Origin of the sequence: Empedobacter brevis NBRC 14943 = ATCC 43319, assembly GCF_000382425.1 — a bacterium.
Lineage (GTDB): Bacteria > Bacteroidota > Bacteroidia > Flavobacteriales > Weeksellaceae > Empedobacter > Empedobacter brevis.
In genome coordinates, this window is the sequence record NZ_KB908294.1 from 101448 (window position 1) to 117592 (window position 16145).

Sequence of the window (16145 nt, forward strand, 5' to 3'; positions counted from 1 at the left end):
TTTATTTTTTATTTAATTTGTCTTCGCGACTACTTTCGCCGTATTTTTTTTATGAAGTTGTTGTTGTTGTTGTTGATGCAACCTCATCGAATCTTTAGAAGGTACTTTCAAAGGGTAAGTTCCCGTAAGTCCAGCTAATCTAAATGCGCTGTATATATTTTTGTTCTGTTTATTTCCTAATGCTATTACCGTAAATTGGTTGTTAACATCGTGTACGAAAACGGTATTATTTCCATGCCACCAACCATTGTGATACAATAATTTCTTTCCATTATCATATTCTAACAAACGCATCCCAAGTCCATAATTCTTAAATCCTTTTTGCTCGTAACTATATCCTTGAAAAGCTTCTTTCTTAATCTTTTTCGGTAAGAAATCATTTGAATACATCGCCACATCCAATTTATATAAATCTCTTGGAGTTGAATAAATATTTTTGTCTCCATATGTACGATCAAAATCATCCCAAGCCCATTCATAACCATTGTATTTATACGAACGCGCGACAGTATCTTTATCGCGATCATAATCAAAAACAAACGTATGATTCATTTCTAACGGATCAAACACCATATATTTCATCGCTTTTGGATAGTCCATCTTCATTACTTTCTCTATAATTAAAGCGAGAAAGGCAAAATTGGTATTCGAGTAATAAAAACCTTTATCTGCCGGACGAATTTGCTTCACATCAAATTCTTTGAAAATATTCAAAACATCCTGATTAGAAATCGGTTTCTCACGATCCATCATTACTTTCTTATTATTCCACAAAACATTGGCATAATTTGGCAATCCACTTCTATGATTCAATAAATTCCGAACCGTGATATCTTCATAAGGAAAACCTGGTAATATAGTATTCACTTTTTGATCCAATTGTAATTTTCCTTTCTCTACCAATTTAAGAATCGCCATAGAAGTAAACACCTTTGAAATTGAAGCGATATGGATAGGTGTTTCTGCAGTTATAGGACGTTGATGTCTTTCATCTGCCATACCTTGGTACTCTTCTAAAAGTATTTGACCATTCTTCACCACCAGCAATCCTCCACTAACTTTACCATCAACCCAAAAATCTTTGTAAAAAGTATTGATTTTGTTTCGATAATCGTTTAGTTCTGCTTGCGTATACCTCATTGGTTTAAAATCTGCTTTCCAATCCAACGAATCATACCGCAAAGCATGCGGATCTTTTTTTCTTAATTCTTCTTTTTGTTCGTTTTTCTTGCTGCAGCTTCCCATAAACAACATTGCAGAAGCAAGAACAACCACTACATATTTCATGTGTTTTTATTAATCTTTTTGTTTATTTCTACTAAAGTATAGATTTATTCGTGGAATATTTCCCCGTTCGTAAACATTAAGTTTTTTTTATGATTTATGCGCTTGTTGAGACTTAAACTCTCCTAAAATAACACTTGTTGCAACAGCTACATTAAGACTTTCTGTTGAACCGTTTTTACCAAAAAAAGGAATGCTCAATTTATTTGTTGTCAGATTTTCTATTTCTTTTGAGATTCCATTTGCCTCATTTCCCATTACTAAAATACCTTCTTGCGGAAGGATTTGTTCATAAATAGACTCCCCTTCCATAAAGGTTCCGAAAATATTTCCTTTGTATTCGGTTAAATATTTTTCCAACTCAATGTAATGAACCTTTACACGTGTGAAAGACCCCATTGTCGACATAATCACTTTCGGATTATATAGATCTACAGATTCTTTGGTACACAAAATATCTTCTATTCCAAACCAGTCAGCCAAACGAATAATTGTACCTAAATTTCCTGGATCGCGAATATCATCCAAAGCGATGGTTAGTCCCTTCAGTTTAATATTTTCGTGGTAATTTGGTAATTCACAAAGTGCCAATCCAACATTTGGAGTCGTTAAAAAACTTATTTTTTTAAGGTCTTTTTCCTCTATAAAAGTTTTTTTGACGTGTGTCGCATCCGTCCAAAAATCCTCAGTTATAAATAATTCTTTAATATTTATTGAACTTTTTATAACTTCCCCTATATTTTTAACACCTTCTACGACAAACAAATTATATTTTTGTCTAAATTTTTTAGAACCCAGAGAAGTTATTATCTTAATAACGTTATTTGATAACATATTTATGCAAAAAAAAATTACAACAAATATAGCACTTATCTCTTGCTTAGGATTAGTTTTTTCAAGTTGCAGTACAACGAAGAAAGTTCCTGAGGGAGAATATTTGTTTGTAAAAAACAAATTTGTCTATGATAAAGAAGATCCGGACATTAAAAAGAAGAAGACAATCGTCAACAAAGATCTCAGTGATTATGTAAAACAGAAGCCTGCCAGTAAGTTTCTTGGTTTCTTTCCTCTTTGGCAATGGGTTTACAACTGGTCTCCTGCAAAATTTGACGAAACCTTCCATGAATACTACCTTCAAGATGCCTCTCAACGCAACCAGAAATTATTGGATAGTCTGTTAACTAAAAATAATCTGAGTGAATATGCAGGTCAGAGCTTATGGAAAGAACGTTTATATTATAGCCAAGGTGAAGCTCCTATTTTATTAGATGAACAGCAATCAGAATTTTCTGCAAAGAATTTGAATCGATTATTTCATGACAAAGGTTATTTCGATTCTAAAGTAGCTGTATCTTATGACAAAGATTCTCTTTCTAAAAAGGCCGAGACCATTTATGACATTAAACTGGGCGAGCCTTCTTATATTGAAACATTTACACAAAAAATCTCTGATGCTAAAATTGAAGAATACTTAAATTCGCCTTTGGGAGGACAAAGTACTTTACATGCCGGGGATCAGTATAATTTTGATAAATTTGAAGAAGAACGTGATCGAATTGTTGATTTACTTAAAAATAGAGGTTACTATGATTTTAATGATTCCGGAGAAGACTTATATTTTGAAGCCGATACATTAAAGAGTAACAAGCGTCTCGATATTACAATGTTTATTGATAAATACAATCAAGATTCATTGAAAATAGACAGCATCACTCCATTCACACAATACCGTTTCGGTAAAATTAATATTTATGCCGATGTTCGCAGTCAAGTTGATGATGAGAGTCAATTGATCAAAAAAGAATACAAAGGTTATAATGTATTTTATGAAAAAGAACCGGACTACAGACCAAGATATTTTACAGATGCCTTTGTAATTAGTCCCGGACAGTTGTATCGTCAGCGACAGGAAATTCAAACCAAACGAAATATTTTCAAAAAAGAAAATATTAACCTTCATGGTTTTAGAATCACTAAACAAGATTCTATTTTAAATGTTGATGTCTTTTTCACACCTAAAAAGAAATATGACTTGAATTTATTTGTCGAAAGTTATGCTTCTCGGTACATGAATTTTGCTATTTCGCCCGGAGTTACTTTAACGTCTCGAAACCTATTTGGGGGTGGGGAAAATCTTGAAACGACATTAAAAGGAACTTTAGGTTCTGTCAACAAAGATTTTTCTTTGAACAAGGCTTTTTTAAATGCATATGAAATAGCCGTTGAAACAAAATTGAAGTTTCCTTATTTATTAACACCTATTAATCTTGATAATATTCTACCCAAACGTTTTTCTGCCGAATCTGTCATTCGAACAAATGCAAGTACGCAAAAGAATGTTGGTTTAGATAAAACTACTTACGGTTTTGGTTTTGATATGGATATTTCGAGTTCGGAGTTTCAACACAAAGTTTCCATCTTCAATACAGAATTTATTAATAATAGAAAAAAAGACCGTTATTATGAAGTTTTTACACGGGATAATGATACAAAAGAGGAAGTAAAAAATTTGTACTACACCTACAATCCGAATGCACCGATTTATCAAACGGATGATGAATTAACGGATGCAATTGAAGCAGATAAAGCTTTCCAAAACTCCTTAACAGGAAACGATGCCAGATTATATGTCGATTTTGAAAATATGCTGTATAGAAAGGCTAATATCTCTCAAAACGTATTAATCAATTCACTTATTTATCAATTCACTTTTAATCAAGAGAATTCGTTTCGTCCAAAAAGTAATCCATGGTTTATACAGGCACGTATTGAATTAGCTGGAAACGTATTGCGAGGGTTAGACAAAGCTTTTGGTTTCAATAAATCTGAAGAGGATCGAGATGGAAATCGAGCTGGTTTAATATTTGGCATTCCTTATTCTCAATTCATCAAGTTTGATGTAGATATTAGACGAAAATTTAAAATGGATTCTAATTCTAGCCTAGCAGGACGTTTCTTGTTCGGAATCATTCAGCCATACGGGAACTCGGATTCTGCTCCTTTCGTAAGAAGTTATTCAGCCGGAGGAGCTAATGATGTAAGAGGTTGGGCTCCTTTAACACTAGGACCCGGAAGCAAACCTCGTATCAATTCGAAAAATCAAAGTTTAGAATTTGAGAGTATGAAACTTTTATTCAATGCCGAATACCGTTTTAATCTTTTCGGAAGTTTAGAAGGTGCTTATTTTATTGATGCAGGTAATATTTGGGGAATTAACAAAGAGCGCCAAGAAACTTTATTTAAATTCAAAGATTTTTACAAAGAATTTGGAATCGGCTCGGGTGTTGGTTTCCGTTATCATATTGGTACATTTGCAATTGTAAGATTTGATTTAGGTTACAAAATTTATGATCCTTCTTACGAGTTAGGTGATCGTTGGCAATTTGATAATTTTAATATCCTGAAACCAAGATTACACTTCGGAATTAATTATCCTTTCTAAAAAAACATCTATATTTGTTTCACAAAATACTAACATAATGAGCAGAAAATTTCCTGCCGGTGTTGCTACCGGTTCATTAGTTCAAGACATTATCAATGATGCAAAAGCGAATCAATACGCTTTACCGGCGTGTAATGTCATCGGTTCAGATACGATTAACGCAGCAATGGAAGCCGCAGTTGAAGTAAATTCTCCTATTATTATTCAATTTTCTAATGGAGGCGCTTCTTTTAATGCCGGAAAAGGATTAAAAGGTGATCATCAACTTTCTGCTATCAAAGGTTCAATCGCTGGAGCAAAACATATTCATACTTTGGCTGAATCTTACGGAGCTACTGTAATTTTACACACAGACCATTGTGCAAAAAAATTATTGCCTTGGATTGACGGAGTTATGGATGCTAACGAAGAACATTTCAATAAATTCGGAAAGACTTTATTCAGTTCGCACATGTTAGATTTATCTGAAGAACCATTAGAAGAGAATGTAGAAACTTGCAAAAGATACTTGGAGAGAATGTCTAAAGTCGGAATGACATTAGAAATGGAACTAGGTATCACTGGAGGTGAGGAAGACGGAGTTGATAATTCGAATGTTGACAATTCTTTACTGTACACTCAACCAGAAGAAGTTGCTTATGTATACGAAAACTTAAAATCGGTTTCTGATAATTTCTGGATTGCAGCCGCTTTTGGTAATGTCCACGGTGTTTACAAACCAGGAAATGTCGTTTTAACTCCAAAAATTTTAGATAATTCTCAAAAATATATCAACGAAAAATATGGGGTAGATAACGCTGTAAACTTTGTATTCCACGGAGGTTCGGGCTCTACTTTAGAAGAAATTAGAGAAGCGATCAGCTATGGTGTAATCAAAATGAATATTGATACAGATTTACAATATGCATTTATGGAAGGTATTCGTAAATATTTTGACGAAAATGCAGCCTATTTACAAGGGCAAATCGGTAACCCAGATGGTCCGGAGGCTCCGAACAAAAAATACTATGATCCACGTGTATGGTTAAGAGCTGGAGAAGTTTCTTTCAAAGACAGATTGATTCAGTCTTTCCACGATTTAAATAATGTTAATACTTTAGGATAATCTTAATTAAGATTTTTCTATTCAAATAAAAACAGAGAATATGCCTTGGTTTATTAGAAGCAAGAAAAATATTACAACGCCTACAGAGTCAAAAAAAGACGTAAAAAAAGGCTTATGGTATAAAACACCATCAGGAAAAATTATTGAAACAGAAGAGCTAAAAGCAAATGCGTATGTAAGTCCGGAAGACGACCATCACGTACAAATTGGTTCTCAAGAATACTTTGATATCTTATTTGACGAAGGAAAATTCACAGAACTGGATGCAAAGGTAGAAAGTAAGGATCCATTAAACTGGACGGATACTAAACCATATAAAGACCGTTTAAAAGAAATAAAAAAGAAAACGGGAATGATGGATTCTATTCGCAACGCGACTGGAAAAATTCATGGACGTGATATTACAATTTCTTGTATGGATTTCAAATTCATCGGAGGATCTTTAGGTTCTGTAATGGGTGAAAAAATTGCACGTGCAATTGATTATTCAATCAAACACAAAACACCTTATATTATCATTACTCAATCTGGTGGAGCTCGTATGATGGAAGCTGCTATTTCGTTAATGCAATTAGCAAAAGTAGAAGCTAAATTAATTCAATTAGCAGAACACAATATTCCTTACATTACAATTTTAACAAACCCTTCTTTCGGAGGAATCACTGCTTCTTTCGGATCTATTGGTGATGTAATTATGGCTGAACCGGGAGCTTTGATTGGTTTCGCTGGTCCACGTGTAATCAAAGAAACAATTGGTCGAGATTTACCGGAAGGATTCCAAACTTCAGAATTTTTACTTGAAAAAGGATTCGTTGATATGATCGTTCATCGTAAAAAAATGAAAGATAAAATAAAAGAGGTAGCTGATATGTTAATGCCTATCAACTAATTAAAATAAGTGCAAATATATTTTTACAATTTTATTCAAATTTGATTTGGATTATTAGAAATTGATTTTATATATTTGCACTCCAATCGCGAGAATAGCTCAGCTGGTAGAGCACGACCTTGCCAAGGTCGGGGTCGCGGGTTCGAGTCCCGTTTCTCGCTCTTTGAAATATAAATTTAAAAATCAAATTTTGCCTTGGTGGTGGAATTGGTAGACACGCAGGACTTAAAATCCTGTGTCCATTAGGACGTGCGGGTTCAAGTCCCGCCTGAGGTACTTTTTTAATTTGATTTTTACAATTTTACGCGGGAATAGCTCAATTGGTAGAGCGTCAGCCTTCCAAGCTGAATGTTGCGGGTTCGAGTCCCGTTTCCCGCTCTAACTTTTATTAGTTGGAGCCTTGGTGGTGGAATTGGTAGACACGCAGGACTTAAAATCCTGTGTCCATTAGGACGTGCGGGTTCAAGTCCCGCCTGAGGTACAACAAAGCTCAAGAATTTATTTTCTTGAGCTTTTTTTTGTTTTCTACAACCAACCATTTCTCAAGAATTTTCATCTATTCAATAAATCTAAACTTTTAAAAGATGAAAATAACAATCCCAACTCCATGTAAACAAAAATTACAAGACGATAATTTTTGTACAAAATGTCAACATTCAATTCAAAACTTTTCTGAATTCAATCAACAAGAAATGAAATCAGAATTGGAAAATAACAATGTGTATTGCGGTATTTTTCATCCCAATCAATTAAATAAAAATTTAATACAAAAAACAATTTCAAATGTGATGATTTTTTCTGCTGTAGGATTGATGATCTCACCAGTTAATGCAAAAAATCCAGAAATAACAAATTACAATGATCTTGATTTTATCAAACAATCCATAAAAAAAGAAACGATCGAGATTAAAATAAAAGTAAACAAAGATGATACGGATTCTTCAGTAAATCATTTCAGGACATACCGATTATTAATTAACAATGAAGTTATAGAAGAAAATCTCGAAGTAGGAAAAGAGTATACGGTTACATTTGAAATTCAAAAAGGATCAGATTTAACTCTTCGTTTAGCTTCAAATCAGAATAGATTGGATATAAGTCGATATTTCCCAAAAAATAAAATTCCAAACAAAATCAATTTTTCCACAACAGATTTTGTAATTCAACCTGTTATAATGGGAAAAATAGCAGTTTCAAAATAATTTTCTTACCTTAGTTGTGTAAAAGGGAATCGAGTGCAAATCTCGGGCTGTCGCGCAACTGTAAGTAGTGAAAACTATAAGCCAGACCACTTTTTAGATGATGCTTTCGCGATTGAAGCTCAATCAAAATCACATTTATATTTTTATTTGTTGAATTGATTGCCCTTGATTTCGAAAGCATTTTTTATGAAAAATTAGTTGATAGAAAATGCAAAAAGAAGAAATTCAATCCATTATTGATCTTAAAACAAAACCACTTGGCGCTTTAGGATTATTAGAAAAAATCGCACTTAAAATTGGTTTGGTTCAACGACGAAATCATTTAGAATTAATTCAACCTCATCTTATTGTTTTTGCTGGTGATCATGGTATTGCTCAATCTGGCGTTAGCGCTTATCCAGCAGAAGTTACCCCGCAAATGGTTTTTAATTTTCTGAATAATGGTGCCGCAATTAATATTTTTTGTAACCAAAATGAGATTGATTTAACCATTGTTGATGCAGGTGTTAATTATGATTTTGATGATTATTCGATTCTGAAAAACTGTAAAGTTGAAAAATCAACAAAGAATTTCTTACACGAAACAGCGATGACAACTACTCAATTAAATCAATGTTTCGATTATTCTAAAAAGATTGTAGATGAAATTGCTCAAAACGGAACAAATATTATCGGTTTTGGCGAAATGGGAATAGGGAACACATCTTCTGCCTCGATGATTGTTCACTATTTGACTGATTTACCTTTAGCGCAATGTATCGGGAGAGGAACAGGTTTGAATGATGAGCAATTACAAAATAAAGTTGACATTCTTACCCAAACTAGAAACAGACATGGAGAACTTACTGATCCAAAACAAATTTTAACCACTTTTGGAGGTTTTGAAGTCGCACAAATGACAGGGGCTATGCTCACGGCTTATGAACACAATATGTTAATAATGATAGACGGCTATATCGCTTCTGCAGCTATTTTAGTTGCTTCAAAACTGGAACCTGAAATTTTAAAGAATGCAATTTTTTGCCATCAGAGTGATGAATCCGGACATCAATATTTATTGAATTATTTTAATGAAGAACCAATTCTCAAAATTAATTTACGTTTGGGTGAAGGAACAGGATGTGCATTGGCTTATCCCATTATAAAAAGTGCGGTAAATTTCTTCAACGATATGGCAAGTTTTAAATCTGCCGGAGTAAGTAACAAAGAAACTGGAGTAGAATGCTAAAAAAAGAAATCACTTATTTTTTAACCGCATTGATGTTTTTCACTCGAATTCCAATTCCGTTCAAAATTTCATACAGCAACGAAATTATGAATCAATCGCAGAAATATTATGCAGCAATAGGCCTATTGGTAGGTGCTCTCAATGCATTTATTTATGGTATTTGTCAATTTATTTTTCCTATAGATATTGCTATTATACTTACCATGATTACAAGTATTCTTTTAACAGGTGCTTTTCATGAAGATGGTTTTACGGATGTTTGTGATAGTTTTGGGGGAGGATATGGTAAAGAAAAAATCTTAACAATCATGAAAGATAGCCGAATTGGAGCATATGGTGTAATCGGTGTTGTTTTATTGTTGTTACTAAAATTTACTTCTTTGGTTCACCTTGCAGAAAATAATTTTTGGCTAATGATTTTTACATTAATTACAGCACATTCGGTTAGCCGTTTTTTTTCAGGAATGATGATTTATACACACGAATATGTAACAGACATTGATAAGAGTAAATCGAAGCCAATGGCAAATAAAGCACTACCAATCAAAAATTTAATCATTAGTTTTATTTTTTGTCTTACTCCTTTTGTTATTTTTGGAAAATGGACATTCTTGTTAATCCTGCCATTTTGTTACTTGGGAAACGTTTATTTAGGTTGGTATTTTAAGAAATACATTGGTGGTTATACAGGCGATTGTTTAGGAACAGTACAACAGGTAACTGAAGCTTTATTTTACCTTGGAATTCTTATTTTATGCAGGTTTTTGTAATACGCCATACGAAAGTAAATATTTCTTCATCTGTCTGTTATGGACAAACAGATGTGGATTTAGCTGAAACTTTTTGGGAAGAAGCAAAAGAATTACATAAAAAAGTAAACCATGAATTTGATGCTGTTTACTCAAGTCCATTGAATCGCTGTCAAGAATTAGCTAAAACTTTTACGAAAGAAATTATTTTTGATGAACGGTTGAAAGAATTCAATTTTGGTGATTGGGAAATGAAATTCTGGAACAAAATTCCTTCCGAACAAATTAGACCTTGGTATGCAGATTTTGTACAAACCCAAACTCCTAACGGCGAATCGATGGAAGAAATGTTCTTGCGTGTTTCTGATTTTATGAATGAGTTACGGACAAAAGAGCACGATAGAATTTTGATTGTTACGCATGGTGGCGTTATTCGGTTGATATGGTGTTATTTGTTACAGATTCCACTTCAAAATACATTTAAGATTCCCGTAAATTATGGTGAAATTTTTCAGTTTAAGTTAGGAGAAAATAAGGTTGAAGATTTTATTCTGAGAAAGTAATCACTTCATTTGTAAAATGGTTTACTCCATTATCAAGTGTTATTTTGAATAAATTCATTCACAATTGTTTTTAAATCCCTTTGAATATCAAGCTCTATGATTTCCTGTATAGAAGATAGGCTTTCTATTTTCCAAGCATCATTCCTCACATGATACGTTTCTAATTTAGAAACTAAAGTTTGATAAAAAATTTCATTCCCGATTTCTTGTTCGAGTTTTAAAATAAATTCATTTACTGTAATCGAAGGTTCCGGCCAGTCATTTTCAGCATCTAAAAGTTTTACTGCAACAATAAAATCTGTTTTCGTTGTGAAATTATTCTGCTCAATCAAGGAGGAAAGTTTCTCAAAAGTCATAGTTTTATTTTGAATCTCTAATTTCTTAAAAAAAATCAATAACTCAAATATTTCAAAACTAATTTATTAGAAAAAACTTGTAAAATTAATCCTAAAAACACTTGCATAAGTAGTATTATTGACCTTATATTTGCACTCACAACGCGGGAATAGCTCAATTGGTAGAGCGTCAGCCTTCCAAGCTGAATGTTGCGGGTTCGAGTCCCGTTTCCCGCTCTTTGAAATATAAATTCAAAAATCAAATTTTGCCTTGGTGGTGGAATTGGTAGACACGCAGGACTTAAAATCCTGTGTCCATTAGGACGTGCGGGTTCAAGTCCCGCCTGAGGTACTTTTTTAATTTGATTTTTACAATTTTACGCGGGAATAGCTCAATTGGTAGAGCGTCAGCCTTCCAAGCTGAATGTTGCGGGTTCGAGTCCCGTTTCCCGCTCTGTAAAAGCCGAAGATAAAATATCTTCGGCTTTTTTATTTCTATAAAAATCTGAATAAGAAAAACCGATGATCTCTCATCGGTTTTTTTATTTATTCTTTTAGTTGCTGGTTATCTCGTAAACAACATTTCACGGTATTTCGTTAATGGCCATAAATTGTTATCGATTAATTCTTCTAATTCATCCGAATTGTAACGAATTTCATCAAATAAGGGCTTCACTTTTTTACCAAATGCTTCTGCTTGTTTTTGATGATCAGTAATCTCTTTTGCTTTCTTCGCCTCTTTTGCTAGTTTGTCCGTAGCCGACTTTATTGCATTGATATGCGTAGAAATCGTTTTAATCAATTCCATTTGATCTTTTGCCAAATCTTTGAAATCATCTCCAAAAATATCTTTCAATCCTTTGACATTTTTCACCAAAACATTTTGGTAATTAACTGCTGCGGGAATGATTTGAGATAAAGCTAAATCAACCAAAACATTTGCTTCAATAGAAATTTTTGTTGAATATTTTTCTAATTTGATTTCATTACGTGCTTCAACCTCACGAGCAGAAAGAACACCTGTCTTTTCGTAAATCTCAATATATTTTGGGGTTAATTCTAATTTTAATGCTTCAGGAGTTGTTTTGTAATTAGTTAAACCTCTTCCTTCAGCTTCCTTTACCCAATTATCAGAATAACCATCTCCTTCGAATAAAATATGTCGAGAAGATTTGACATACTCACGTAAAATATTAAAAATAGCTTCATCTTTAGACAATCCTCCTTCAATTAAAGCATCCACTTCTTTCTTGAAATCTCTTAATTGTTGTGCTACAATTGTATTGATGACTGTCATTGGTTCGGCACAGTTTGCAGAAGATCCTACTGCACGAATCTCAAATTTATTTCCTGTAAACGCAAATGGAGATGTTCTGTTACGGTCAGTGTTATCCAATAAAATTTCCGGAATTTTACCTACCACATTCAATTTAAGCTCTGTTTTTTCTTCAGGAGACAATTTTCCTTCTGTTACTTTCTCTAATTCGTCTAAAACAGACGTTAATTGAGATCCAATGAAAATAGAAATAATTGCAGGTGGGGCTTCATTTGCTCCTAAACGGTGATCATTACCGGCTTCTGCAATTGCAGAGCGTAACATATCTCCATATTCCGACACAGCTTTAATTGTATTCACAAAAAACGTTAAGAACTGTAAATTCTTTTTAGGATTTTTTCCCGGAGATAGTAAGTTTTCTCCTGTATCTGTTGACAAAGACCAGTTATTGTGTTTACCGGAACCGTTAACTCCTGCAAATGGCTTTTCGTGCATCAATACTTTGAAATCGTGCTTCTTTGCAATACGACCCATTAAATCCATCAACAATGAATTGTGATCCACCGCCTGATTTGCTTCTTCAAACATTGGCGCACATTCAAATTGATTCGGTGCAACTTCATTATGGCGAGTTGTAATTGGAATACCCAATTTCATAGATTCAATTTCCAAATCTTGCATGTAAGCCATAACACGCATCGGAATTGCTCCAAAATAATGATCATCTAATTGTTGACCTTTTGCGGGAGAGTGTCCTACTAATGTACGACCTGTCATTTGTAAATCCGGACGAGAATTATATAAATTTAAATCAACTAAAAAATATTCTTGCTCCCATCCTAAAGTTGATTGAACTTTCGTTACATTTTTATCAAAATACTTTGCGACTTCTGTTGCAGCATCATCGACAACTTGCAAAGCTCTTAATAAAGGAACTTTATAATCTAATGTTTCTCCTGTATAAGAAATAAATACTGATGGAATAAATAAGGTTGTTCCAATGATAAAAGCTGTAGAGGTAGGGTCCCAAGCTGTATACCCACGAGCTTCGAATGTATTACGAATCCCTCCATTAGGAAAAGAAGAAGCATCCGGTTCTTGTTGTACTAATGCAGAACCTTCGAAAACATCAATTGCGCGACCATCTTCTGTTGGGCGAAAAAATGAATCATGCTTTTCAGCCGTTGTACCTGTTAATGGTTGAAACCAATGCGTAAAATGTGTTACTCCTTTCGAAATGGCCCAATCTTTCATTGCAGAAGCAACCTGGTCTGCAAATTCACGTGGAATTTTAGTTCCTTTTTCTTTCGCAGAAATAATTGCTTTAAAAGCCGGTTTGGGTAAATATTCTCTCATTGTATCATGAGAAAATACATTTTGATTGAATAACGTAGATAGCTTCTCTCCGATAACAATTTTTTCAGCTTGTTTATTAACTGTTTTTTCTAATGCTTTAAATCGTAATGTAGACATTATGGGATTTGTTTTTTGTTTGATGAAGCAAAAATAAAATAAAAATAAACACACACCCCTATTTTTTTTAGGGGTGATTTAATTTTTTATATTCAAAAACATTCAAACACTCTGTTTTTGGGCAATATTTTTATTTAATGAAGCAAAAATAATTTTAATTTAATATTCTTTAAAACGAAAAAAGCAGTTTCAACTTGTTGAAACTGCTTTTAGACACTCATAATATAAAAAGTTTTTGGTCTATCTGAAACGATCTACTGATTTTACAAGATCATCATCCTTCTTAATCAAACGATTGGCAATTGACAGAAGCACAATCGAAGCTAAAGGAACTAACGCCCAAATACCTTTCTCAGAATTTCCTTCTCCAGGTAATGTTAGTAAACAGTATACAAAAGAACCAATTAATAAAACATTCAAAATAATGTTTAACCATCCTAAGCTAATTTGCAAACGACGCTTTTTGTAAAGCATGATGGCTAAAAATGAAATTAAAGCTGATGCAAAAAAGGCCAATGAAAAAATATAATCTCCTTTTTCCGGATTTGATAACCATTGCAATGGAATATCAAACAGCTTATCAAAATTCATGGCGAATATACTCGAAATTATTCCACTTAAGAATAAATATATACTTTGCTTTCTTTGAATCATTTCTTAAATTTCGAATACAAATGTAAAAAAACTTTTTGAGTTTTTATAATTATTCGTACTATTGCATTAATAAATCTCAAATTTATACGCTTTATAACAATTCTATTGTTATGATTCCCAATTACTTTATTGAATAAAAAAATATAAACACATTAATACCTTCATTATAGGATTATGTTTGATATCGAAAAATTAAAATCATTCAAATTACCAGATTTACAACAAGTTGCAGAGCAATTAAAAATCGAAGGGTATAAAAAATTAAAAAAAGGTGAACTGTTGGATGCTGTTTTAGCATTTATCAACACTCAACCTACGGTTAAGGAAGACGTTGAAATAAAAACAGAGTCTAAACCTGTAATAAAAGATGCGGCTGAAAATCTACCGAAAGAAGAGAAGAAACCAAAACGAAAAAGGGTTCAATCTTCAGAAGGAGAAACTCAACAAAAAGAGGTTACCATCCAAGAAGACAAATCCGATCAAGCGAAAGAAACTTCGACAGATACAGAAAAAACAGAGGAAAATAATCCGCGTGTAAATAAATTTCAGGACCGCGCAAATAAAAGCCAAGATCTGAAAAAGAATAATCAAAAGAAGAATACTTCATCTGAGCAGCGAAATCAAAATCAGAGTGAGCAAACTCAACAAAATAATCAACGTAATCATCCAAATCAGAAAAATAAATACCGCGCTGCGAATTATGAGTTCGATGGAATTATTAGCACTGAAGGTGTTTTAGAGATTTTACCAGATAATAATTATGGTTTTCTTCGTTCATCAGATTTCAATTATTTATCTTCACCGGATGACGTATATGTTTCTCAATCCCAGATTAGATTATTCGGATTAAAAACCGGTGACACGATTACAGGAGAGGTTCGTCCTCCAAAGGAAGGAGAAAAATATTTTCCTTTAATCAAAATTAAAGAAATCAATGGGCGTACACCAGATTATGTACGAGACCGCATCGCTTTCGAGCACTTAACTCCCCTTTTTCCAAACGAAAAATTCAATCTTAGCAATTCAAAAGCTTTATCAAACCGAGTATTAGACTTATTTGCACCAATTGGTAAAGGTCAACGTGGTATGATTGTCGCTCAACCAAAGACAGGTAAAACATCTTTGTTAAAGGATATTGCAAACGGAATTGCACAGAATCATCCGGAAGTTTATTTAATCGTCTTATTAATTGACGAACGTCCTGAAGAGGTGACTGATATGAAACGTTCTGTAAATGGAGAGGTGATTGCTTCTACATTTGATGAAGAAGCAAATCGTCACGTAAAAGTTGCAAATATCGTTTTAGAAAAAGCAAAACGTATGGTAGAATGCGGACACGACGTGGTGATTCTTTTAGATTCTATCACTCGTTTGGCACGTGCTTACAATACAGTTTCTCCTGCTTCTGGTAAAGTTTTATCCGGAGGTGTTGATGCAAATGCTCTACATAAACCAAAACGTTTCTTTGGAGCTGCACGTAATATCGAAAACGGAGGTTCACTTACCATTATTGCGACAGCATTGATTGATACAGGATCTAAAATGGATGAAGTGATCTTCGAAGAATTTAAAGGAACAGGTAACATGGAATTACAATTGGATCGTAAGATTGCAAATAAACGTATTTTCCCTGCTATCGACTTGGTTAATTCTTCTACACGTAAAGATGATTTATTATTAGATGAAAAAACTCAACAATTGATGTGGGTTTTACGCAATCATTTATCGGATATGAACCCGGTAGAGGCAATGGAATTCTTACACGATCGTATCAAAAATACACGTTCTAACGAAGAGTTTTTAATCTCAATGAATAAGTAACATTTCTTATTATAAAATCAAAACCATCTAAAGTAATTTAGGTGGTTTTTTTGTTTTAAATTCATTTGCTCCTTTTCAAAATTAAATTTATACTAACTAATAGTGAGAGCTTTTGATAAATGGG

13 protein-coding genes, 7 tRNA genes and 1 riboswitch are annotated in these 16145 nt (G+C 33.2%); of the genes, 15 read left to right on the plus strand and 5 right to left on the minus strand.

The genetic code is table 11. From position 1 onward, the window contains the following. Positions 1 to 12: 12 nt before the first annotated feature. A complete protein-coding gene (locus H277_RS0107565; protein WP_019974986.1) occupies positions 13 to 1287 on the minus strand; it encodes a serine hydrolase domain-containing protein in 1275 nt (424 codons plus the stop codon). Positions 1288 to 1374: 87 nt separating this feature from the next. After that, entirely contained in the window at positions 1375 to 2118 is a 744-nt protein-coding gene (locus H277_RS0107570) for a TrmH family RNA methyltransferase (RefSeq protein ID WP_019974987.1), read from the minus strand. Between the two features lie 4 nt (positions 2119 to 2122). Here H277_RS0107570 and tamL point away from each other — a divergent pair, with 4 nt between their 5' ends. The 11 genes from tamL to cobC all read left to right on the plus strand — a co-directional run bounded on the left by tamL (position 2123) and on the right by cobC (position 10462). Next, the gene (gene tamL / locus H277_RS0107575) at positions 2123 to 4726 is read left to right on the plus strand and encodes a translocation and assembly module lipoprotein TamL (RefSeq protein ID WP_019974988.1); all 2604 of its coding nucleotides are present in this window, start codon (positions 2123 to 2125) and stop codon (positions 4724 to 4726) included. A 37-nt stretch (positions 4727 to 4763) separates the two neighbouring features. Further along, positions 4764 to 5831 (plus strand): class II fructose-bisphosphate aldolase, encoded by a 1068-nt coding sequence (gene fbaA, locus H277_RS0107580; protein WP_019974989.1) that lies wholly within the window; start codon positions 4764 to 4766, stop codon positions 5829 to 5831. Between the two features lie 40 nt (positions 5832 to 5871). Then, positions 5872 to 6720, plus strand: a complete 849-nt coding sequence (accD, locus tag H277_RS0107585) for an acetyl-CoA carboxylase, carboxyltransferase subunit beta (RefSeq protein ID WP_019974990.1) — start codon at positions 5872 to 5874, stop codon at positions 6718 to 6720. Positions 6721 to 6808: 88 nt separating this feature from the next. Continuing rightward, positions 6809 to 6881, plus strand: a tRNA-Gly gene (locus H277_RS0107590). Positions 6882 to 6912: 31 nt separating this feature from the next. Further along, positions 6913 to 6996: transfer RNA gene (locus tag H277_RS0107595), tRNA-Leu, on the plus strand. Positions 6997 to 7025: 29 nt separating this feature from the next. Next, positions 7026 to 7098: transfer RNA gene (locus tag H277_RS0107600), tRNA-Gly, on the plus strand. Between the two features lie 19 nt (positions 7099 to 7117). Continuing rightward, a tRNA-Leu gene (locus tag H277_RS0107605) sits at positions 7118 to 7201 on the plus strand. Between the two features lie 103 nt (positions 7202 to 7304). Continuing rightward, positions 7305 to 7922, plus strand: a complete 618-nt coding sequence (locus tag H277_RS20170; protein ID WP_019974991.1) for a hypothetical protein — start codon at positions 7305 to 7307, stop codon at positions 7920 to 7922. Continuing rightward, a riboswitch (cobalamin riboswitch) is annotated at positions 7899 to 8034 on the plus strand. Its footprint overlaps the gene before it by 24 nt. Before the next feature lie 96 nt (positions 8035 to 8130). Further along, entirely contained in the window at positions 8131 to 9150 is a 1020-nt protein-coding gene (gene cobT / locus H277_RS0107615; protein ID WP_019974992.1) for a nicotinate-nucleotide--dimethylbenzimidazole phosphoribosyltransferase, read from the plus strand. Next, a complete protein-coding gene (locus tag H277_RS0107620) occupies positions 9144 to 9920 on the plus strand; it encodes an adenosylcobinamide-GDP ribazoletransferase (protein ID WP_019974993.1) in 777 nt (258 codons plus the stop codon). The genes cobT and H277_RS0107620 overlap by 7 nt, the downstream gene beginning before the upstream one ends. After that, entirely contained in the window at positions 9905 to 10462 is a 558-nt protein-coding gene (gene cobC, locus H277_RS0107625) for an alpha-ribazole phosphatase (RefSeq protein ID WP_019974994.1), read from the plus strand. Before H277_RS0107620 ends, cobC begins: the two co-directional genes overlap by 16 nt. A gap of 32 nt (positions 10463 to 10494) precedes the next feature. Here the strand turns inward: cobC and H277_RS0107630 are convergent, their stop codons facing one another. Beyond that, positions 10495 to 10818, minus strand: coding sequence for a hypothetical protein (locus H277_RS0107630; RefSeq protein WP_019974995.1), 324 nt, complete (start codon positions 10816 to 10818; stop codon positions 10495 to 10497). Between the two features lie 143 nt (positions 10819 to 10961). On the opposite strand from H277_RS0107630, the gene H277_RS0107635 reads away from it, so the two are divergent. The 3 genes from H277_RS0107635 to H277_RS0107645 all read left to right on the plus strand — a co-directional run bounded on the left by H277_RS0107635 (position 10962) and on the right by H277_RS0107645 (position 11251). Continuing rightward, positions 10962 to 11034, plus strand: a tRNA-Gly gene (locus H277_RS0107635). Positions 11035 to 11065: 31 nt separating this feature from the next. After that, positions 11066 to 11149 (plus strand) — tRNA-Leu (locus H277_RS0107640). A gap of 29 nt (positions 11150 to 11178) precedes the next feature. Next, positions 11179 to 11251, plus strand: a tRNA-Gly gene (locus tag H277_RS0107645). A 111-nt stretch (positions 11252 to 11362) separates the two neighbouring features. Here H277_RS0107645 and H277_RS0107650 read toward each other — a convergent pair. Both H277_RS0107650 and H277_RS0107655 read right to left on the minus strand, forming a co-directional pair. Continuing rightward, positions 11363 to 13546: a glutamine synthetase III family protein gene (locus H277_RS0107650; RefSeq protein ID WP_019974996.1), complete on the minus strand. Its 2184-nt coding sequence runs from the start codon at positions 13544 to 13546 to the stop codon at positions 11363 to 11365. Positions 13547 to 13786: 240 nt separating this feature from the next. Next, positions 13787 to 14200, minus strand: coding sequence for a DUF4293 domain-containing protein (locus H277_RS0107655; RefSeq protein WP_026357472.1), 414 nt, complete (start codon positions 14198 to 14200; stop codon positions 13787 to 13789). A 174-nt stretch (positions 14201 to 14374) separates the two neighbouring features. Here H277_RS0107655 and rho point away from each other — a divergent pair, with 174 nt between their 5' ends. Continuing rightward, a complete protein-coding gene (gene rho / locus H277_RS0107660; RefSeq protein ID WP_019974998.1) occupies positions 14375 to 16021 on the plus strand; it encodes a transcription termination factor Rho in 1647 nt (548 codons plus the stop codon). Positions 16022 to 16145: the final 124 nt, after the last annotated feature.

Bases quoted from the DNA above. Each gene is read 5' to 3' on its own strand.
- H277_RS0107565 (WP_019974986.1), bottom strand. From the start codon at position 1,287: ATGAAATATGTAGTGGTTGTTCTTGCTTCTGCAATGTTGTTTATGGGA.
- H277_RS0107570 (WP_019974987.1), bottom strand. From the start codon at position 2,118: ATGTTATCAAATAACGTTATTAAGATAATAACTTCTCTGGGTTCTAAA.
- tamL (WP_019974988.1), top strand. From the start codon at position 2,123: ATGCAAAAAAAAATTACAACAAATATAGCACTTATCTCTTGCTTAGGA.
- fbaA (WP_019974989.1), top strand. From the start codon at position 4,764: ATGAGCAGAAAATTTCCTGCCGGTGTTGCTACCGGTTCATTAGTTCAA.
- accD (WP_019974990.1), top strand. From the start codon at position 5,872: ATGCCTTGGTTTATTAGAAGCAAGAAAAATATTACAACGCCTACAGAG.
- H277_RS20170 (WP_019974991.1), top strand. From the start codon at position 7,305: ATGAAAATAACAATCCCAACTCCATGTAAACAAAAATTACAAGACGAT.
- cobT (WP_019974992.1), top strand. From the start codon at position 8,131: ATGCAAAAAGAAGAAATTCAATCCATTATTGATCTTAAAACAAAACCA.
- H277_RS0107620 (WP_019974993.1), top strand. From the start codon at position 9,144: ATGCTAAAAAAAGAAATCACTTATTTTTTAACCGCATTGATGTTTTTC.
- cobC (WP_019974994.1), top strand. From the start codon at position 9,905: ATGCAGGTTTTTGTAATACGCCATACGAAAGTAAATATTTCTTCATCT.
- H277_RS0107630 (WP_019974995.1), bottom strand. From the start codon at position 10,818: ATGACTTTTGAGAAACTTTCCTCCTTGATTGAGCAGAATAATTTCACA.
- H277_RS0107650 (WP_019974996.1), bottom strand. From the start codon at position 13,546: ATGTCTACATTACGATTTAAAGCATTAGAAAAAACAGTTAATAAACAA.
- H277_RS0107655 (WP_026357472.1), bottom strand. From the start codon at position 14,200: ATGATTCAAAGAAAGCAAAGTATATATTTATTCTTAAGTGGAATAATT.
- rho (WP_019974998.1), top strand. From the start codon at position 14,375: ATGTTTGATATCGAAAAATTAAAATCATTCAAATTACCAGATTTACAA.